Source organism: Glycomyces sp. L485 (genome assembly GCF_022548875.1).
In the GTDB taxonomy this organism is placed as follows: Bacteria; Actinomycetota; Actinomycetes; order Mycobacteriales; family Micromonosporaceae; genus Glycomyces.
The window spans coordinates 56,187-74,929 of sequence record NZ_JAKZEW010000013.1; the positions used below are offsets into that span (position 1 = coordinate 56,187).

The window sequence follows — 18,743 nt, forward strand, 5'->3', positions numbered from 1 at the left end:
CACCCGCCAACTGTAACGTGGGGCACATGGAACCGCGGGGAGGGCCGAGGGTAGGCCCTCCCCGCGTGGAAGTGACTCAGTGTTTCACGGCCCGCTCCGAGCCCGCACCTGTCAGCGCCCTCACCTGGAGGGTCGCGAACCGGTCCGGCCTCGATTCGGAGGACGTCAGCGTACCGACCACGGCGCAGACGAGCCCCAGCGGAATGGACACCAAGCCAGGGTTCGACATCGGGAACCAGGCGATGTCGACCCCTTCGCCGAGCAGCGAACCAGGATTGCCGGAGAAGACCGGCGAGAAGACCACCAGTCCGATGGCGGAGATGAGTCCGCCGTAGATCCCCGCGACCGCGCCGGCCGTGTTGAACCGCTTCCAGAACAGGCTCAGCAGCAGCGTGGGGAGGTTGGCGGAGGCGGCGACCGCGAAGGCCAGCGCCACCAGGAAGGCGACGTTCAGCGTCTGGGCGAAGATCGCCAGGATGATCGCGACGACGCCGACGCCGATCGCGGCGAACTTGGCGAAGACGACCTCCTCGCGGTCGCTGGCAGCCCCGCGCCTGATGACGCTGTTGTACAGGTCGTGCGCCAGCGACGAGGACGAGGCGATGACCAGTCCGGCGACGGTCGAGAGGATGGCCGCGAACGCCGCCGAAGCGATCAGGGCCAGCAGGATCGAGCCGACCGTGGAGCCGCCGATGTTGGATCCGACCGCCTCGGCCAACTGGGGCGCGGCCGTGTTGCCGGCAGGGTTCTGTGCCGTGATCGCCTCCGCGCCGACGATGGCGGCGGCGCCGAAGCCGAGCACCAGGGTGAGCAGGTAGAACGTGCCGATCAGGCCGATGCCCCAGTTGACCGATTTGCGGGCCGCCCGCGAGTCGGGGACGGTGTAGAAACGGATAAGGATGTGGGGCAGGCCGGCCGTGCCGAACACCAGGGCCATCGCGAGACTGATGAAGTTGAGCTTGTTCCACATCGTCGCGGTGGCGTCGCCGGCGACCTCCGCACCGAAGCGTTGCCCCGGTTCGAGGAAGGCGGCTCCGGCTCCGGACGCCTCAGCGGCGTCGCCGAGCAGGTTCGACAGGTTGAACCCGTAGTCGGCGAGGACCAGCAGGGCCAGCAGGGCCGCGCCGCCGAGGAGCACGCACGCCTGGACGATCTGGACCCAGGTGGTGCCCTTCATGCCGCCGAGGGCGACGTAGAAGATCATCAGGAGTCCGACCAGGACGATGCCGGCGATCTTTGCGGTGGCGGCGTCCATGCCGAGGAAGGTCTCACCTTCCTGGATGCCGAGCAGGAGCGCGATGAGGGCGCCGGCGCCGACCATCTGCGCGATCAGGTAGAAGATCGAGACGCTCATGGTGGAGACGGCGGCCGCGGTGCGTACCGGCCTCTGGCGCATCCGGAAGGAGAGCACGTCTGCCATGGTGAACCGGCCGGAGTTGCGCAGCAGCTCGGCCACGAGCAGCAGCGCGATGAGCCAGGCGACCAGGAAGCCGATCGAGTACAGGAAGCCGTCGTAGCCGGACAGGGCGATGACGCCGGCGATGCCGAGGAACGAGGCGGCCGACATGTAGTCGGAGGCGATCGCGAAGCCGTTCTGCCACGGCCGGAATCCCCTCCCGCCGGAGTGGAAGTCGGTCGCGTCGCGGGTGTGGCGGCGGGCCCACACGGTGATCACGATGGTGGCCGCGACCATCACCACGAACAGAGTGAAGGTCAGGGTGCGGCCGGTGGTGTCGGCCTGGGCGAGGAGGTTCATCGGGCGTTCCCTCCGTAGTGGATCTCGTCGTGGAGCTCTTTGGCCCGCGGGTCGTACTCGCGGGCGGCGTAGCGCGAGTAAGCCCACGCGATGCCGAACGTCGAGATGAACTGAAGCACACCGAACACAAGGGCGACGTTGATGTTGCCGAACAGGACGGTGCCCATGAAGTCGCGAGCGTAGGCGGACATGAGGACGTAGAGCACGTACCAGGCGAAGAATCCGACCGTTGCGGGCACGACGAATCGGAACAGGCGCCGCTTGAGGTCGACGAAGCGGGGGTCGTCGTACATGGCGGCAAGGTCGTCGTCGGTGGCGGTGGGCGGTGGGCCATCGCGCGTGGGGGTCGTAGCCATCGGGCCTTCCTCCTTGAAGGGGTTGCCGTGTCGGTCGTATAACTGGCGCATGACGACACGGTGACGTGCATTACCAAGAACGTAGGGCCTGGTGGAGCCGGTGAGAAGTCCCGATGTGACGCGTGTCGCTAGGCGTGCGGTTCTTGCGCCGGGCCTGCGGCGAGCGGTCGGTGAGCGGTCGGCGGGCGGTTGCGGAGGAAATTCCTCCCGCGAACGATGAATCCGCGGCGGCGGCCTCGTCTGTACTGGTGAACCGACCATACGCAGAAAGGGCGCCGATCATGGCCGACAAGATGATCTTCCTGAACCTCCCGGTGAACGACCTCCAGCGCTCCAAGGAGTTCTACGTGTCGCTGGGTTGGTCGATCAACGAGGACTTCACCGATGAGAAAGCGAGCTGCGTGGTCATCGACGACAACATCTGTCTGATGCTGCTGACCAAGGAGTTCTACAAGACGTTCTCCGAGCGGCCGATCGCCGACACCGCGGCCTATTCGGCCGCCGCCTACGCGGTGGCGCTGCCGAGTCGCGAGGCGGTCGACGAGATCACCGAGGCGGCGCTCAAGGCAGGCGGGGCCGAGGAGACGGCCAAGAGCGAGCGACGTGGCCAGGAGGCCGAGGTCGGCATGTACGGCCGCACCTTCCTCGACATCGACGGCCACCAGTGGGAGCCGTTCTACATGCCGAATCCGACTTCCTGACACCCGGGAAACCCGGGAAGACGGCCGCCCCGCTGCGCGGGACGGCCGTTTCGCGTGGTCAGGCTCAGGGTCTCAGCATCTCGCGAAGACCTTGGGGGTGTAGCCGACGCCCCGCTCCCGGGAGTAGACGAGCCACGACCCGTCCTGGTGGACGAAGGTCGCGGATCGCCTGCGAACACGAATCTGGAGCAGTCGATGCCGCGACGTTCACCTCGGGTTCCCCTCGCGAAATTCGGCCGGGAGACCGAACAGCGGGAAGAGGCGAGAGGTGTCGAGGAAGTAGTTCAGGCCGGTGATCCGCCCGGCCTCTACCTCCAGGACGGTGATCGACCACGGGTTCCACACGCCGGGCTCGTTCGAGGGCTTGTAGTGGCCGAAGGCGGGCAGGCCGTTGGCGCCGATGCGGACCAGGCGGGAGTCGCGGCAGTCGCCGCCGGTGCCGAGCATGAACTCGGCGACGCCGCTCGGGCCTTGGACCCACAGCGGGATGGGCGGCATGGACAGGGCCACGTCCTGGTGCAGCAGCGAGGTGAGCGCCTCCATGTCGTAGGCCTCGAACGCGGCCACGTAGCCGTCGACGAGCTTCTTGAGCTCGGCGTCGTCGATCGTGTACTCGTCGGCGGGCGAGGGCTGGAGCTTCTCCATGGTGGCCCTGGCCCGCTGGAGCGCGCTGTTGACCGAGGCGGGGCTGATCTGGAGGGCCTCTGCGGTCTCGGACGCGGAGAACCGCAGGACCTCTCGCATGAGCATGACGGCGCGCTGCTTGGCCGGCAGGTGCTGGACCGCGGCTACGAACGCCAGCCGCAGCGAGTCCTTCACGGCGGTGTGCTCGGCCGGGTCGGCGCCGAACGCCATGGAGTCGGGGATCGGCTCGATCCACACGTACTCCGGTTCGGGGGCTGGAAGGGGCGCGCCGGCGTCCGAGGCCGGCGCGAGGTCCATGGGGCGGGCGCGCCGCTGCGGGCCCTTGAGCATGTCCAGGCAGACGTTGGTGGCGATCTTGTACAGCCAGGAGCGCAGGCTGGAGCGGCCTTCGAACGAGTCGATGGCGCTCCAAGCGCGAGTGAAGGTCTCCTGGACCGCGTCCTCGGCCTCGAACGAGGAGCCGAGCATCCGGTATGCGTGGGCGCACAGCTCTCGGCGATGCGGCTCGAAGGCGTTGAGCACGTCGTTCATACCGCTACGATTCCACACTCCTACGACGAAATGAGCGCGTTCTCTCGCGTGCCATGAACAGCGGTGGCACTGAACCCTGTGTGGGTCAACGAGATCAGCTAGGAGTTCCCGCGGTGGAGGTGGAGCCAGCGGTCGAAGTCGTCGGCGCTCATCGGCTTGGCGAAGTGCCAGCCCTGTCCAGCGTGGCAGCCCCAGTCCTCTAGTTGCTTGCGCACCTTCTCGTCCTCGACGCCCTCGGCGACGACCGCGACGTCCAGCGCGCGGCCCAGATCGATCGTCGAGGAGACGATCGCCGCGTTGTCCGGGTCGTCGATGAGGGTGGTCACGAACATCTTGTCGATCTTGATCTCGGTGACCGGCAGGCGCCGCAGATGCTGCATCGAGGAGAAGCCGGTGCCGAAGTCGTCGAGGCTGATGCCCAGGCCCAGGTCGGAGAGGCATTGCACATTGTCGACCACTCGGCGCGGGTCGGCCATGAGGGCGCTCTCGGTGATCTCCAGTTGAAGCCGGGAGGCGTCAACCCCGTAGGCGTCCATCCGCTCGGTGAGGTAGTCGGTGAACTCGGGCGACTGGAGGTCCCGCACGCTCACGTTGACCGCCATCCGCAGCCGGTAACCGGCGTCGTTCCAGCAGCGCAGTTGACGCAGCGCGATGTCGACGACCCGTTCGGTGAGCATCCGCATCACCGAGGAGTGCTCGGCGGTCTCGATGATCTCGGCGGGATTGACCATGCCGCGCTCGGGGTGGTGGTAGCGCAGCAGCGCCTCGGCGCCGATGACCTCGCCGGTCGCCAGGCAGACCTGTGGCTGGTAGAAGAGGTTGACGCCGGGGGCGTCGGGGTGGTCGAGGGCGCGGCGGAGGTCGCCGAGGAGGATGAGCCGCTCAGGCGAGTGGTGGTCGAACTCGGGCGCGTACCGGGCGTACGAGCCCGCGCGCTTCTTCGACTCGTCCATGGCGATGTCGGCGTGGCGGAACAGGGTCTGGAAGTCCTTGCCGTCGTCGGGATAGACCACGATGCCGACCGAGCCGTCGATCTCGATCGAGACGTCGTCGATGACGATGGCCTTGTCGAGGCGGGCGCGGATCTCGCGGGCGCATTCGAGCGGGTCGGTCATGCCGTCCAGCTCGCTCCACGCGAACGCGAACTCGTCACCGCCGAGCCGCGCGATCTGTTTGCCGAGGGGCTTGTCGGCCAGGAAACGGTCGGCGAGTTCGAGGAGCAGCTTGTCGCCGACGTCGTGGCCGAGCGCCGAGTTGACGTCCGCGAAGCGGTCGAGGTCGAGGATCATGACGGTCACGGCGGTGTTGGTCTCACCGGCGTCGACGAGCTTGGCCTCGACGGCCTGCTGAAAGCCCTTGCGGTTGAGCAGGCCCGTCAGCGGGTCCCGCTCGGCCTGCTCCTCGCGCCGCGCGGCGGTCTGAAGGATCCGGTAGACGCTGAAGATCGGGATGGCCGAGACCGCCACCAGCCACCACGAGGTGCTGGCGGCGACCGCCAGCAGCGGCGAGATCGCCGTCAGAGTCGCCCGCAGCGCCCATTCGCTGCGGAACCAGGCCCAGAAGTGGTCGGCCCACGAACCGCCAGCGCGCATCTTCATCGCCAGCGACACCTGAGCGGTGGAGACGACGCTCCACACCATCCCGGCGGCGAGCAGCCCGGCGACCTGCGTCAACGAGGCGGTCCATTCGCCGCCGGCGATCCCCGTCCACGTCCACCAGGCCGCGCACAGCGCGATGCCGATCTGGGACAGGTTGAACACCGACCGCCACAGCGATGCGCCCAGCTGGACGTACAGCAGCATCATCGCCGCGGACTGGACGATGAGCGCCGGAACGAAACCCCAGGTGACCATTGTCGAGTAGACGTAGGTCAGGGAGATCATCGCGATCGGCGACATGCCGAGCCCGGCCCAGCGGGCCGGGCGCAGTTCCGCGAACAGAGCGAGCCCCGCGGTGAGCCACAATGCGAAGGGCGCGCTGAACCACCCTGTGTCGGGACTACCGGCCTGTGCCGCCGTCAGCGCGGCGATGACGACCGCCCCCACGGCGACGGCCGCCATGAAGCCGTAGTACCGGCCCGGATGCTCTCGAGGCGCAGTGTTGCGCATGAGCGTCGTGGCCATATCGCTCCTCCCACTGCCACGGTCGTCGAGGTGACGCGCCAGAATCACCGTTGATCGGCCGTGACCGACTCTTCTGTCATATCGCGAATTCGGCTCCCAGACAACGTCGGCGGCACATGCGGCACAGTTGTGACCAGGCGCGACATATCAATTACAGAAACCGTTATCCATCCATTCGCGGCAGCGCCGACGAGCGCGGACGCGCGCCCGCGAGTCGCCCCGCGCGAAGCGAGATGACCCGCCGTAGGGGCGCGGGGCGACTCCCCGCAATGACTCTGCCCTGTTCTAACGAACCGACCCCCGCTTCGGAATACGGATCGTTATCGATTTGTGATCATTCGGCTTCGGACTCGACACCTTCGGGAAGCCCGTCGGCGAGCATCTGTTCGAACTCCTCGCCGGGCACGATCGACACCCCGAGCTTGACGGCCTTGTCGTATTTCGATCCCGGTTTGTCGCCCGCGACGACGGCGCTGGTCTTCTTCGAGACCGACGAGGTGACCTTCCCGCCGCGGCTCTTGACGGCCGCCGCGGCGCCCTCGCGGGTGTAGCCGGAGATCGCGCCGGTGATGACGACCGAGGCTCCTTCGAGGGTCTGCGGGGCCCGCTGGGCGGGATCGGGCCGCTCATCGCGCATCCGTACCCCGGCGGCCCGCCATCGCTCGATGATGTCGCGGTGCCAGTCGACGGTGAACCAGTCCTTGACGGCCGTCGCGATGGTGGGACCGACACCGTCGATGTCGGCCAGCTCGGTCTCGTCGGCCTCGATGATGCGGTCGAGGTCGCCGAAGTGCTCGGCGAGGGCCTGGGCGGCGACGGGACCGACGTGGCGGATCGACAAGGCGTTGATGACCCGCCACAAGGGCTGGGACTTGGCCTTGTCGAGATTCTCGAGCATCTGGACGGCGGTCTTCTTCGGTTCACCTGCCTTGGTGGCGAAATAGGTGACGACCTTCTCTTCCTCGGTCTTGGGGTCGATCTTGGGGAGCCCGGAGTCGGGGTCGCGCACGACGACCTTGATCGGCAACAGCTCGTCGATGTGCAGGTCGAAGACGCCGCCCTCGTCCTGGAGCACCGGTTCGGCGGGCGCGAGGGGCTGGACGAGCGCGCTGCAGGCGATGTAGCCCATGCGATCGACGTCGAAGCAGGAGCGTCCTGAAAGGTAGGCGAGGCGTTCGCGCAGCTGCCCTGGGCACGAGCGCGAGTTGGGGCAGCGCAGGTCGATGTCACCCTCGGAGGCGGGCGCGAGCGCCGAGCCGCATTCGGGGCATCGCTCGGGCATGACGAAGTCGGTCTCGGCGCCGGTGCGGGCGACGACGACGGGGGCGACGACCTCGGGGATGACGTCGCCGGCCTTGCGGAGGACGACGGTGTCGCCGACCTTGACGCCCTTGGCCTTGACCTGGTCGGCGTTGTGGAGGGTGGCGAACTCGACCTCGGAGCCGGCGACGTGCACTGGTTCGAGGACGGCGTAGGGGGTGGCGCGTCCGGTGCGTCCGATGGAGACCTTGATGTCGAGGAGCCTGGTGTTGACCTCTTCGGGCGGGAACTTGTAGGCCACGGCCCAGCGCGGGGTGCGGGAAGTGGCGCCCAGGCGCCGCTGGCTGGCGATGTCGTCGAGCTTCACGACGATGCCGTCGATCTCGTGGACGAGCTCGTGGCGCTTGTCGCCGAACTCGTGGATGTAGGCGAAGACCTCATCCATGGTGTCGACGACGCGCCAGTAGGGACTGGCGGGCAGACCCCAGGCTTCGAGGGCGGCGTAGGAGTGCGATTGGGACTGCGGTTCGAACCCGCTCAGGGAGCCGAGTCCGTGGGAGATGAAGCTGAGCGGGCGCGATGCGGTCTTGGCCGGGTCCTTCTGGCGCAGCGAGCCGGCGGCGGCGTTGCGCGGGTTCGCGAACGGGGCCTTTCCGGCCTCGACCTGGGCTTCGTTGAGCCGGTTGAAGTCGGCGGTCGGGAAGTAGACCTCGCCGCGCACCTCGAGGAGCTCGGGCACGTCGAAGCCGTCGGCGGGCTTGAGGTTGTGCGGGACGGCCTTGATGGTGGCGACGTTCGCGGAGACGTCCTCGCCGGTGACGCCGTCGCCGCGGGTGGCGGCGCGCGCGAGTCGGCCGTTCTCGTAGACGAGGTCGACCGCGAGACCGTCGATCTTGAGCTCGCACAGGTACCGGGCGCCGGCGGCCTCCTCGGAGACGCGCTCGGCCCAGGTACGGACGTCGTCCGTACTGAAGACGTCCTGGAGGCTGAGCATCTTCTCCAGATGCCGCACCGGCGTGAACGCCTCGGAGAAGGTGCCGACCTGCTCGGTGGGCGAATCGGCGTTCTTCAGCTCCGGGTGGCGGGTCTCGATCTCGACCAGTTCATGCATGAGCTCGTCGTACTGGGCATCGGAGATCGTGGGCGCGTCTTCCGCGAAGTAGCGGCGTCGGTGCTCGGTGATCTCGGCGGCCAGTTGCTCGTAACGCTGACGCGCTGTGTCGAAATCAAGGTCTTCAGTGCTCACGCGACTTATTGTGGCAGCTTGGTCCGACATTCCGGGGGCGGTGAAGGCTTATGCAGGTAGTCAACTGTTGTTCACTTTCCGCTTCCTCGCTTCTCTCCCGTGGTCGGAAACATCTGTACTGACAGTGACATGACAGCTCTCGCAGAAGGAGCACGCATTGGCCACTCGGACCCAGACCGAAAGCTCGAACCGCCGGACGTTCCTGCGCCGAGGCGCCACGGCCGCCGGCGGCGGACTGTTCGCGGTCGCCGCCATGGAGGGCCTCACCATCCGGGCCGCCTCCGCCAAGGACGGCCACAAGGACAAGACCGCCGCTGACAACGGCGGCTACGGCGAACTGCGCGAGCTGACCCGCACCGACCCCGAATCCGGCTTCGAGCAGACGCTGATGCTGCCCGAAGGCTTCGACTTCAAGGTGTTCTCGACGGCCGGCAGCCTCATGCCCGACGGCAACACGGTCCCACTCGGCCACGACGCGATGGCCTGCTTCGCCACCGGCGACCCGACCGTGTGGCACATCGTCCGCAACCACGAGGAGCGGACCGTCCCCGGCGGCGTCCACCCCTCGGGTCGCGAGGAGCACCGCTACGACCCGCTCGGCGGCGGCGGCACGACCACGATGCGGATCCGCTGGGAGCAGAACGCCCCGGTGTTCGAGAAGGCCTGGCAGTCCCTGTCGGGCACGATCGTGAACTGCGCCGGCGGCCCGACCCCCTGGGGGTCGTGGCTGTCGTGCGAGGAGACCACGGCCGGGACCGGCGCAGGCTGGGGCGCCGAGCACGGCTACGTCTTCGAGGTGCCCTCCGACGCCCCGCGGGAGGTGGACCCGGTGCCGCTGAAGGCTATGGGCCGCTTCGTCCACGAGGCCGTCGCGGTCGACCCGAACACCGGGACCGTCTACGAGACCGAGGACCAGCGCACCGCCGGGTTCTACCGGTTCCTGCCGGACAGGCCCGGAGAGCTCGCCGAAGGCGGGCGGCTCCAGATGCTCAAGGTCGAGGACCAGTGGAACTACGACACTCGCACAGGCCAGAAGCCCACGAAGTCCATCCCGGTCGAGTGGGTCGACATCGACGACCCGGACCCCAGCGACGCCGAGAAGGTCCCGCTGGCCGTGTTCAACCAGGGCTACGCGCAGGGCGGCGCCGTCTTCGGCCGCCTTGAGGGCTGCTGGTGGGGCGACGGCGCGATCTACATCGCGTCCACCTCCGGCGGCGACGAGGGCGAGGGCCAGATCTGGGAGTACATCCCGAACGGTCGCGGCGGCGGGAGACTTCGGCTCGTCTTCGAGTCCCCCAACGCCGAGCTGCTGTCCCAGCCCGACAACATCACCGTGTCCCCCAGCGGCAACCTGCTGCTGTGCGAGGACACCAGCCGCGACCTCCCGGCCGTGCGCGGCCTGACCCGTGACGGCGAGGTCTTCCCGTTCGTCTATCACGAGGGCGGCACCGAGTGGTGCGGCGCGACGTTCTCCCCCGACGGGAAGGTGCTGTTCGCCGACCTCCAAGGCGCCACGCGGGGCGACCCGACCGACCCGAGCCTGGAGCCGGGCCGCACTGTCGCCGTCTGGGGCCCGTGGGAGAAGGGCGTCCTCTAGGACTTGCCCAGAAACCGCGATCCGGCACCAGAGAATCCGGGCACGTGGTGATTCGTCCAGCTGCGGATTGGGTCGGCAGAAGGTCCCGGCTCACGCGGTGCAGTACGAGGCCGGCCGGCCGCGGCTGTCCGGCGCCGCCGGGCAATTTTAATTCATAATCCGTTGAATTATTGTGCTACCTTGAATTCATCGGATACTGAATTCCTGGAGGCTCCAATGCCACCCGACTCCCCCACCGTCAGCGTCGAGCACCTGGTCGTCGAGCGCGGCCACCGCACGGTGCTGCTCGACGTCTCCACCTCCATCCCCGCCGGCGCCGTAACCGGCCTGCTCGGCCCCTCCGGCTCTGGCAAGACCACCCTCATGCGCTCCATCGTCGGTACCCAGAAGGTCAAGTCCGGCACCGTGACCGTCCTCGGCGAGCCCGCCGGCTCCAAGCCCTTGCGCCGCCGCGTCGCCTACGTCACCCAGGACGCCTCGATCTACCCCGACCTCAGCGTCAAGTCCAATGTCTCCTATTTCGCGGCGCTGTGCGGGCGCAGCAAGGAGGACGCGATGGCGGCCATCGACGCCGTCGGCATGCACGACCATGCGAACCAGCTGGCCGGGAACCTCTCGGGAGGCCAGAAGACCCGCACCTCACTGGCGTGCGCGCTGGTCTGCGAGCCCGAGGTCCTCGTCCTCGACGAGCCGACCGTGGGGCTCGACCCGGTCATCCGCGAGGAGCTGTGGAACCACTTCCACGATCTCGCCGCCGCCGGCAAGACCGTGCTCGTCTCCAGCCACGTCATGGACGAGGCCGACCGCTGCGACCGGCTGCTGCTGCTGCGCGAAGGCCGCTTCATCGCCGACGACACCCCCGGCGATCTGCGGGCCTCTACGGGGACCGACAACCTCGAATCGGCGTTCCTCCACCTCATCCGCGAACTCGAGAAGGCCGGCTGACATGTCGCTGCGAATCACCCTCGTCACCGCCGCCCGCATCCTGCGCCAGCTGCTCAACGATCGACGCACGGTCGCTCTCATACTCGCAGTCCCGGCGCTCATCCTCGCGCTCATCAGCGCCATCATGGACGGATCGCCGCAGATGTTCGACCGGGTCGGCCTGATCCTGCTGGCCGTCTTCCCGTTCACGATCATGTTCCTGCTCACCTCGATCACCATGCAACGCGAGCGGGCGGCCGGAACCCTGGAGCGGCTCATGACCACGCCGACGGCCAAGCTGGACCTCATCGGCGGCTACGCCATCGCCTTCGGGCTGTGCGCAGCCGTGCAGACCGGCGTCGCCGCCACCGTCGCCTACCTGTGGCTCGGCCTCGACACCGTCGGGTCGGCCTGGCTGGTCGCGCTCATCGCGATCGTCACCTCCGTGTTCGGCATGGCATTGGGACTGCTGGTGTCCGCCTTCGCCGCCACCGAGTTCCAGGCCGTGCAGTTCATGCCGGTCCTCATCGTCCCGCAGATCTTCCTGTGCGGGCTGATCTGGCCGCGCGAGGAGATGGCCGGGTGGCTCCAGGGCGTGTCCGACGCGCTGCCGCTCACCTACTCGGTCGAGGCTCTCCAGGAAGTACAGACCGCGACCGAGGTCACGGCCGCCATGTTGAGAGACCTCGGCATCATCGCGGGTGCGGCCGTCGTCGCAACCGTGCTCGGGGCCGCCACTCTGCGACGCCGCACCGGCTAGGCTCCGTTCGTGGTCAAAGTCAAGCGGAGCGGACGGCGGTCAGGCAAGCCCGACACCCGGGCGGAGATCCTCGCCGCCGCCCGCTCGCTGTTCGCCGCCGAGAGCTTCGAGGCGGTGAGCATGCGGCGCATCGCCGCAGAGGCCGGAGTCGACGCATCGCTCATCCACCACTACTTCGGATCCAAGGACGACCTGTTCATCGCCGCCATCGAACTCCCGGTGGACCCGGCGCCCGAGGTGGCCACCGCGATCGTGGCCGGCGAGGTCTCCGACGTCGGCGAGCGCCTCGTCCATACCCTCGTCGGCATCTGGGAGGGCCCGCACCAGGCCAAGCTGATCGCCGTCGTGCGCTCCGGCCTCTCGAAGCCGTCGATGACCCTCATGTTGAAGCAGCTGTTCGAGCACCGGATCCTGGGGACGGTCATCGACTCCTTCGGCGACCGGATCGACCACCACCGCTTCCGCGCCAACCTGGTCGGGTCCCAGATGTTCGGGCTCATCTGCACGCGCTACATCCTCAAGCTCGAGCCGATCGCCTCGCTCGACGCGGACACGCTGGCCGCTGCCGTCGGACCGACCATCAACCGATACCTGACGATGCCCGTCGACGACCTCGCCGAGAAGCCCTAACCCGTCGCGACGCCGAACAGCGAGCCGATCGCGTAGGTGACCGCCATGGTGGCCGCCCCGATGGCCATGACCCGCGCCATCGCTGGAATCGGAGGCGCCCCGCCGAGCTTCGCCGAGGTGAATCCGGTCAGCGCCAGCGCCGCGACCACCGCGACCGCGCAACCCCACACCCGCACATCCGGTGGCAGTAGCCCGATCGCGAGCAGCGGCAGCAGCGCGCCGCAGATGAAACTGACGAACGACGACAGCGCCGCGTGCCACGGATTGGTGAGGACCTCGGGGTCGAGTCCGAACTCGATCTCGGAGTGGGCCCGCAGCGCGTCGGACTCCGACAGTTCCCGGGCGACCAGCCGAGCAGTCGTTTCGGACAATCCTCTGGATCGCAGGTTCCCGGCGAGCTCGTCCTCCGCCGCCTCGGGATCCTCCACGAGTTCACGGCGCTCGGCGTCGACCAGGGTCGACTCGGTGTCGCGCTGCGTCGACACCGAGGTGTACTCGCCTCCCGCCATCGACAACGCGCCGGCCACCAGGCCGGCGAGGCCCGAGACAACGATTGTGGAGCGATCGGTCGTGGCACCGGCGACACCTATGACGAGACCGGCGGTGGAGACGATGCCGTCGTTCGCGCCGAGCACACCGGCGCGCAGCCAATTGAGCCGGCTCCCGAGGCTCCCGTGCCGCTTCTCGTCCCTTGACATCACCGCTCCAGTGAACCACGGATCGCACCACGCGGCGACATGACGACAATTGCACCACTGTAGGCGGTATACCCGGCCATGAAGTGGCCATTCGCGTTTCGGAACCCGATTCAGCTGGCACCGGTGCGCTATTCTCTCAGCCTCCGACGAGAAGGCTTCGCATGAGCACTCACGAAGAATCACCGCAGACGCAGGAAGGCGCGTACGAGCGTCCGGCCGACCAGCCGTCCGGCCTGCACGGCTCGCTTGCCTGACCGGATGCCGAAGCTCACAGAAGCATCACGACGGTCGAGACAACCTGGTGTCATGCCCTTCCGCCACGAGACGAACCCACACTGTCCTACTTGCTCGGTTTGCGAACCTCGTTGCGGCCGAATACCTTCAGAAGATGTTGCGAGTAATCGGCGCGGGACTCCCGCGAACAGGAACCATGACCCTCAAGAACGCACTCGAAACACTGCTCGGCAAGCCGTGCCACCACATGGCCGAGGTCTTCGGACGCGTCGACGTCGACGTCCCGGGCTTCAGCGCCGCCGCCAGAGGCGACCACCCCGACTGGGACGAACTCCTCAAGGGATACGGCGCCGCCGTCGACTGGCCGGCCGCGGCCTTCTACTCGGAGTTGGCCGACCACTATCCGGACGCGATCGTCGTCCTCTCACGGCGGGACAGCTTCGAATCCTGGTGGACCAGCGCCTCCAACACCGTGTTCAAGAAGTTCAACGAGATCGACGACCCGAGCGGCGGCCCGTGGCTGGCGATGGTCCGCGACGTCTGGGACTACACCTTCGAGGGCGCCCCCATCGAGGACAGGGACGCCGTCGAGGCCGCCTACCACCGCTACCACGAGAAGGTCCGCGAGACCATCCCGGCCGAGCGCCTCGTCGAGTTCGAAACCGGCGCGGGCTGGGAGCCGCTGTGCGCGGCCCTCGGGCTGCCGATCCCCGAAGAGCCCTTCCCGCACCTGAACTCCACCAAGGAATTCCACGACCGCATCGCGGACATCCAGCAGGGCGATCAGTAGCCGCGCCGGTCAGCCGTGGAGCCGCTTGGCGGTTTCACGGCTCGCCTCCATCGCCGCCCGCGCGTAGTCCGGGCTCGCCCCGGCCAAGCCGCACGTCGTGGAGACGCTCACCTGCCGGGGCAGCCGCTCGAGGTCGAGCCCCAGGCGTTCCCACAAGCCGGTGATCCGGGCCGCGGCCGTCTCCGCCAGGTCCGGTCTCGGCGCGCCGGTCGCCGGGACGACGCCGGCGATCAGGCGGCCGCCTCCGTCGAGGTACTCCCCGAACTCGTCCACGGCGGGCACGTCGTCGAGGTCGAGCAGCGTCAGATCGAGCGAGACCGCTCCGACACCGGCCTCGGCGAAGAGTTTCAGCGGCGCCCCGGGGGCGCAGCAGTGGACGACGACCGGAACGCCGACGCCGTCGACGACCTCGCGCAGCCGGTCGCGGGCGACCTCGGGCCGCACGCGCCGGTAGAAGTCCAGGCCCGACTCGGTGTGGATCCGGCCCGCCAGCGCCGCAGGCAGCGACGGCTCGTCCAGTTGGATCGACAGGTGCGCCTTGGGAAGCCTGGCCTGCACTGCCGCGGCGTGGTTGCGGAGCCCTTCGGCGAGCGAGGCGGCGATGTCGGCCGCGGCGCCGTGGTCGGCGATCATCGCCCCTCCGGCGCGCCGCCACAGGTTCGCGGCGAGCGTCCAGGGGCCGACGACGGTGAGCCTGACCGGCCCGTCGGTGTTGTCGGCGGCCTCGTGAAGGGCGTCGAGGTCGCGTTCGAGGAAGTCGGAGGCGCGGCGGGTGTCGCGGCCGGGCAAGTCGGCGATCTGCCAGCCTGAGGCCCACCACTGCACGGGAACGCCTTCCAGGAAGGTCGCACCGCGCCCGATCATGTCGGCGCCGAGCCCACGTGCCGGCAGTTCGGGAAGATGGGGCCAATCAGCGAGTTCGCCGAGGACGAGGCGGACGGCCTCGCCGATGTCGGTGCCCGGCAGCGATCCGACGCCCGTGGCGACTCCGGAGGGCAGCGCCGCCGCTTCGTCAGACACCGGCGGCCTCGACCGACTCTGCGGCGTCGATGGTGCCCGATGCGAGGACGGCGTCCCCGAGTTCGGCGTCTGGGTCGGGGTCGTAGACGACCATGGCCTGCCCGGCGGCTACGCCGAAGGCGGGCTTGCCCAAGCGCGCGGTCAGTCCGCCGTCCTCGACTGTGACGGTGGCCGGGTAGACCTCGCCGTGGGCGCGCAGTTGGACTTCGCCCTCGAACGTGCCGGTGCGCTCGCCGCCGAGCCAGACCGGCGCGCCGGTGCGGATGCGGTCGATGCGCAGCGCTTCGCGCGGTCCGACCTCGACGCGGTTGTCGACCGGCGTGATCGACAGGACGTATCGGGGCTTGCCGTTGGCGGCCGGGACCTTGAGGCCGAGGCCGTGGCGCTGGCCGATGGTGAACTGGTGGGCGCCGTCGTGCCTGCCGACGACTTCGCCGGTGGCGGCGTCGACGATCTCGCCTTGTTCGGAGCCGAGCTTCTTCTTGAGGAACCCGGAGGTGTCGCCGTCGGCGATAAAGCAGATGTCGTGGCTGTCGGGCTTGCGGGCGACGGCCAGGCCGCGCTCCTCGGCCTCGATGCGGACCTCGTCCTTGGGGGTGTCGCCGAGCGGGAACATCGAGTGGGCGAGCTGCTTCGGCGTGAGGACGGCCAGCACGTAGGACTGGTCCTTGCCGGGGTCGACGGCGCGGCGCAGGAGTCCGTCGTCGGCCTTGCGTGCGTAGTGGCCGGTGACGACGGCGTCGAAGCCGAGCGCCATCGCGCGGTCGAGGACGGCGGCGAACTTGATCTTCTCGTTGCAGCGCAGGCACGGGTTCGGGGTGCGCCCGGCCGCGTACTCGGCGTAGAAGTCCTCGACGACGTCTTCGTGGAAGCGTTCGGCCATGTCCCACACGTAGAAGGGGATGCCGATGACGTCGGCGGCCCGGCGGGCGTCGCGGGAGTCCTCGATCGTGCAGCACCCGCGGGCGCCGGTGCGGTAGGTCTGTGGGTTCTTGGACAGCGCCAGGTGGACGCCGGTGACGTCGTGCCCGGCCTCGACGGCCCGCGCGGCGGCGACCGCCGAGTCGACTCCGCCGCTCATGGCGGCCAGTACTCGCAGTTTCACGCTGTCAACCTTAGGACAGACCCGCGCTTCGCGCACGTTCGACGGCTTCGGGGATGGCGGCCACCAGTGCGTCCACCTCGGCCTTGGTGGTGGGCCAGCCGAGGGTGAAGCGCAGGGAGGAGCGGGCGTCGTCTTCGCCGGCGCCCATGGCGAGCAGGACGTGGGAGGGCTGAGCGATTCCGGCCGAGCAGGCCGAGCCTGTGGCGCATTCGACACCTGCTGCGTCGAGGAGCATGAGCAGGGCGTCGCCTTCGCAGCCGGGGAACGAGAAGTGGGCGTTGCCGGGGAGGCGCTGCTCGGGGTCGCCGTTGTAGATCGTTTCGGGAACGGCTTCGCGGATGCCGGCGACGAGCTCGTCGCGGAGCACCGCGAGGCGTTGCGCTTCGGTCTCCTGGGTACGGACGGCGTGGGCGACGGCCTCGGCGAGTGCGGCGATGCCGGGCACGTCGAGCGTGCCGGAGCGGATCTCGCGCTCCTGCCCGCCGCCGTGGAGCAGGGGGGTGCATTTGGTGTCGCGACGCAGCAGGAGCGCGCCGGTGCCGGTCGGGCCGCCGAGCTTGTGGCCTGAGAGCGCGAGCGCGTCGGCCTGGCAGGCGGTGAAGCAGACGGGGGTGTGGCCGACGGCCTGGACGGCGTCGGTGTGGACGGGGATGCCCAGCGGCGTCGCGAGCGCGACGATCTCGTCGATCGGCTGGAGGGTGCCGACCTCGTTGTTGGCCCACATGCACGTGATGACGGTGATCTCGTCGGCCCGCTCGTCGAGCAGCTCTGCGAGGGCGTCGACCCGAACGCGCCCGAGCTTGTCGACCGGCAGTTCGGTGACGTCGGCCCCCTCGTGGTCACCGAGCCAGGCGACGGCGTCGGCGACGGCGTGGTGCTCGATCGCGGTGGAGACGACGCGGCCACGGCCTTCGTCCCGGCGGGCCCAGTGGAGACCCTTGACGGCGAGGTTGTCGGCCTCGGTGCCCGAGCCGGTGAAGACGACTTCGCTGGGTTTGGCGCCGAGGGCTTCGCCGATGCGTTCTCGGGCCTCTTCGACGGTGCGGCGGGCGGCGCGGCCGGAGGCGTGGAGGGACGAGGCGTTGCCGAGTTCGCGTGCGGTGCGCACGTAGACGTCGAGCACTCTGGGCAGCATCGGCGTGGTCGCGGCGTGATCGAGGTATGCCATGGCCTCTCCAGTCTACGGCGCGAACAGGGGGCTTCGACTAGGCTGAGGCCGCAGGTGAATGTGAGGTCACGCGCTCGAGATAGAATCTGACGAATTCTCGTTGCCTTTTCGGTCACGGGGAGTCGATACCCCCCAGAGGCTGGGTCCTTCAAAGGCTGGGCTTTTTCAAAGGAAGTGTGTGCCGATGTCGCCCGAACTCGACGAAGCACTTCGCGCAGGGCCGTTCCACACCGCCCTGCGTGTCGCCATCCAATCCAGCGGCCTCGGCCTCGACCGGATCCGGCACCGACTGGCGATGCGCGGCATCACCGTCTCCACGACCAGCCTGTCCTACTGGCAGTCCGGCCGGTCCCGGCCCGAACGCGCCGAGTCGCTCGCGGCCGTCACCGCCCTCGAAGACCTCCTCGAACTCCCGGCGGGGTCCCTCCGGGCCCTGCTCGGCCCCAAGCGCGCCCGCGGCCCCCGGTCCATCCGCGGACAGCTCCCCCGGCCCGACTCGGTCCTCGGCGGCGACGCGGTGCGCGAACTGTGCGACCAGGTCCCGGCATCCCGGGAGCACACGCTCGACATCCTCAGCCAGCAAGTGGTCGTCCACGTCGACTCCCGGTACCAGGAGTCGGTGTTCGAGCTGTCGATGCTGGTCAGGGCCAGAAGAGACGATGTCGACCGCTATATCCTGCTGTACCGGGGCGACACGGGCTGCGACATCGACGACATCGAGTTCAAGCCGGTGCGCGACTGCTCGGTGCCCAATGTGCTGCGCCACGACGAAGCACCGGTCGCACTGGCGGAGATCGTGTTCGACCAGCCGCTGCCGCAAGGCGCGACGCACCTGTTCGAGATCGTCGTGCAGGGCAACGGCGGCGTCTCGACCGGGCACGGCAACGCCTTCCGCTACCCGGTCGACCACTACTCGCTGCAGATCCGCTTCGCTCCCGACGCCATACCGAGGCGCGTCTACCGTTTCGCCCAGTCCTCGCTCCAGCGCGACAAGCGCGAGACCGGCGACCTCCAGCTCGGCCCGGGCCGGACCGTGGCGTTGGCGGAGCCGGTGCCCAGACCAGGCGCGCTCGGCATCGGCTGGGACGCATAGGCAACCGAAGAGGGGCGCCTCCGGAGATCCGGAGGCGCCCCTTCTCGGTTTTGGCTGGTCTTCCGCGTTGCGGCTGCGCTTCTGGTTCCGCGCCTCGCTAGCGCTC

Annotated in this window: 16 protein-coding genes; 7 read left to right on the plus strand and 9 right to left on the minus strand. The window is 68.7% G+C overall.

Annotation, left to right across the window (positions count from 1 at the left end):
* Positions 1 to 76: 76 nt before the first annotated feature.
* Entirely contained in the window at positions 77 to 1,756 is a 1,680-nt protein-coding gene (locus tag L0U85_RS09075) for a cation acetate symporter (RefSeq protein ID WP_241377438.1), read from the minus strand.
* Positions 1,753 to 2,112, minus strand: coding sequence for a DUF485 domain-containing protein (locus tag L0U85_RS09080; protein ID WP_241377439.1), 360 nt, complete (start codon positions 2,110 to 2,112; stop codon positions 1,753 to 1,755). The genes L0U85_RS09075 and L0U85_RS09080 overlap by 4 nt, the downstream gene beginning before the upstream one ends.
* 248 nt (positions 2,113 to 2,360) lie before the next feature.
* On the opposite strand from L0U85_RS09080, the gene L0U85_RS09085 reads away from it, so the two are divergent.
* Positions 2,361 to 2,813, plus strand: a complete 453-nt coding sequence (locus L0U85_RS09085; protein ID WP_241377440.1) for a VOC family protein — start codon at positions 2,361 to 2,363, stop codon at positions 2,811 to 2,813.
* Between the two features lie 207 nt (positions 2,814 to 3,020).
* Here the strand turns inward: L0U85_RS09085 and L0U85_RS09090 are convergent, their stop codons facing one another.
* The 3 genes from L0U85_RS09090 to ligA all read right to left on the minus strand — a co-directional run bounded on the left by L0U85_RS09090 (position 3,021) and on the right by ligA (position 8,648).
* A complete protein-coding gene (locus L0U85_RS09090) occupies positions 3,021 to 3,989 on the minus strand; it encodes a sigma-70 family RNA polymerase sigma factor (protein ID WP_241377441.1) in 969 nt (322 codons plus the stop codon).
* Positions 3,990 to 4,087: 98 nt separating this feature from the next.
* Positions 4,088 to 6,112 (minus strand): bifunctional diguanylate cyclase/phosphodiesterase, encoded by a 2,025-nt coding sequence (locus tag L0U85_RS09095; RefSeq protein ID WP_241377442.1) that lies wholly within the window; start codon positions 6,110 to 6,112, stop codon positions 4,088 to 4,090.
* A 334-nt stretch (positions 6,113 to 6,446) separates the two neighbouring features.
* Positions 6,447 to 8,648, minus strand: coding sequence for an NAD-dependent DNA ligase LigA (ligA, locus tag L0U85_RS09100; protein WP_277605583.1), 2,202 nt, complete (start codon positions 8,646 to 8,648; stop codon positions 6,447 to 6,449).
* A gap of 127 nt (positions 8,649 to 8,775) precedes the next feature.
* Here ligA and L0U85_RS09105 point away from each other — a divergent pair, with 127 nt between their 5' ends.
* The 4 genes from L0U85_RS09105 (at position 8,776) to L0U85_RS09120 (ending at position 12,529) form a co-directional block, all read left to right on the plus strand.
* Positions 8,776 to 10,215 (plus strand): alkaline phosphatase PhoX, encoded by a 1,440-nt coding sequence (locus tag L0U85_RS09105; protein ID WP_241377444.1) that lies wholly within the window; start codon positions 8,776 to 8,778, stop codon positions 10,213 to 10,215.
* A gap of 216 nt (positions 10,216 to 10,431) precedes the next feature.
* Positions 10,432 to 11,160: an ABC transporter ATP-binding protein gene (locus L0U85_RS09110; protein ID WP_241377445.1), complete on the plus strand. Its 729-nt coding sequence runs from the start codon at positions 10,432 to 10,434 to the stop codon at positions 11,158 to 11,160.
* 1 nt (position 11,161) lies between these two features.
* A complete protein-coding gene (locus tag L0U85_RS09115; protein WP_241377446.1) occupies positions 11,162 to 11,899 on the plus strand; it encodes an ABC transporter permease in 738 nt (245 codons plus the stop codon).
* A gap of 9 nt (positions 11,900 to 11,908) precedes the next feature.
* Entirely contained in the window at positions 11,909 to 12,529 is a 621-nt protein-coding gene (locus L0U85_RS09120) for a TetR family transcriptional regulator (RefSeq protein WP_241377447.1), read from the plus strand.
* Here the strand turns inward: L0U85_RS09120 and L0U85_RS09125 are convergent.
* On the minus strand, positions 12,526 to 13,227 hold the full coding sequence (locus tag L0U85_RS09125) for a VIT family protein (protein WP_241377448.1): 702 nt from the start codon (positions 13,225 to 13,227) through the stop codon (positions 12,526 to 12,528). The genes L0U85_RS09120 and L0U85_RS09125 overlap by 4 nt on opposite strands.
* Before the next feature lie 388 nt (positions 13,228 to 13,615).
* Here L0U85_RS09125 and L0U85_RS09130 point away from each other — a divergent pair, with 388 nt between their 5' ends.
* Positions 13,616 to 14,251 carry a sulfotransferase family protein gene (locus tag L0U85_RS09130; RefSeq protein ID WP_277605584.1) on the plus strand — a complete coding sequence of 212 codons (636 nt, stop codon included), beginning with the start codon at positions 13,616 to 13,618 and terminating at the stop codon, positions 14,249 to 14,251.
* Between the two features lie 9 nt (positions 14,252 to 14,260).
* On the opposite strand, the gene L0U85_RS21260 is transcribed toward L0U85_RS09130, so the two are convergent.
* From L0U85_RS21260 to L0U85_RS09145, 3 genes are read right to left on the minus strand one after another with little or no spacing between them, the layout of a single operon-like run.
* A complete protein-coding gene (locus L0U85_RS21260) occupies positions 14,261 to 15,271 on the minus strand; it encodes a methionine synthase (RefSeq protein WP_241377450.1) in 1,011 nt (336 codons plus the stop codon).
* The gene (gene mnmA / locus L0U85_RS09140; RefSeq protein ID WP_277605597.1) at positions 15,264 to 16,370 is read right to left on the minus strand and encodes a tRNA 2-thiouridine(34) synthase MnmA; all 1,107 of its coding nucleotides are present in this window, start codon (positions 16,368 to 16,370) and stop codon (positions 15,264 to 15,266) included. Before mnmA ends, L0U85_RS21260 begins: the two co-directional genes overlap by 8 nt.
* Before the next feature lie 16 nt (positions 16,371 to 16,386).
* Entirely contained in the window at positions 16,387 to 17,544 is a 1,158-nt protein-coding gene (locus L0U85_RS09145; protein WP_241377452.1) for a cysteine desulfurase family protein, read from the minus strand.
* Between the two features lie 184 nt (positions 17,545 to 17,728).
* On the opposite strand from L0U85_RS09145, the gene L0U85_RS09150 reads away from it, so the two are divergent.
* Positions 17,729 to 18,637, plus strand: coding sequence for a hypothetical protein (locus L0U85_RS09150; protein ID WP_241377453.1), 909 nt, complete (start codon positions 17,729 to 17,731; stop codon positions 18,635 to 18,637).
* The last annotated feature ends 106 nt before the right edge of the window (positions 18,638 to 18,743 follow it).

Coding starts and splice junctions, on each gene's coding strand:
- L0U85_RS09095 (WP_241377442.1), bottom strand. CDS start 6,112: ATGGCCACGACGCTCATGCGCAACACTGCGCCTCGAGAGCATCCGGGC.
- L0U85_RS09130 (WP_277605584.1), top strand. CDS start 13,616: ATGTTGCGAGTAATCGGCGCGGGACTCCCGCGAACAGGAACCATGACC.
- L0U85_RS09145 (WP_241377452.1), bottom strand. CDS start 17,544: ATGGCATACCTCGATCACGCCGCGACCACGCCGATGCTGCCCAGAGTG.
- L0U85_RS09125 (WP_241377448.1), bottom strand. CDS start 13,227: ATGTCAAGGGACGAGAAGCGGCACGGGAGCCTCGGGAGCCGGCTCAAT.
- ligA (WP_277605583.1), bottom strand. CDS start 8,648: ATGTCGGACCAAGCTGCCACAATAAGTCGCGTGAGCACTGAAGACCTT.
- L0U85_RS09090 (WP_241377441.1), bottom strand. CDS start 3,989: ATGAACGACGTGCTCAACGCCTTCGAGCCGCATCGCCGAGAGCTGTGC.
- L0U85_RS09075 (WP_241377438.1), bottom strand. CDS start 1,756: ATGAACCTCCTCGCCCAGGCCGACACCACCGGCCGCACCCTGACCTTC.
- L0U85_RS09080 (WP_241377439.1), bottom strand. CDS start 2,112: ATGGCTACGACCCCCACGCGCGATGGCCCACCGCCCACCGCCACCGAC.
- L0U85_RS09110 (WP_241377445.1), top strand. CDS start 10,432: ATGCCACCCGACTCCCCCACCGTCAGCGTCGAGCACCTGGTCGTCGAG.
- L0U85_RS09150 (WP_241377453.1), top strand. CDS start 17,729: ATGTCGCCCGAACTCGACGAAGCACTTCGCGCAGGGCCGTTCCACACC.
- L0U85_RS09115 (WP_241377446.1), top strand. CDS start 11,162: ATGTCGCTGCGAATCACCCTCGTCACCGCCGCCCGCATCCTGCGCCAG.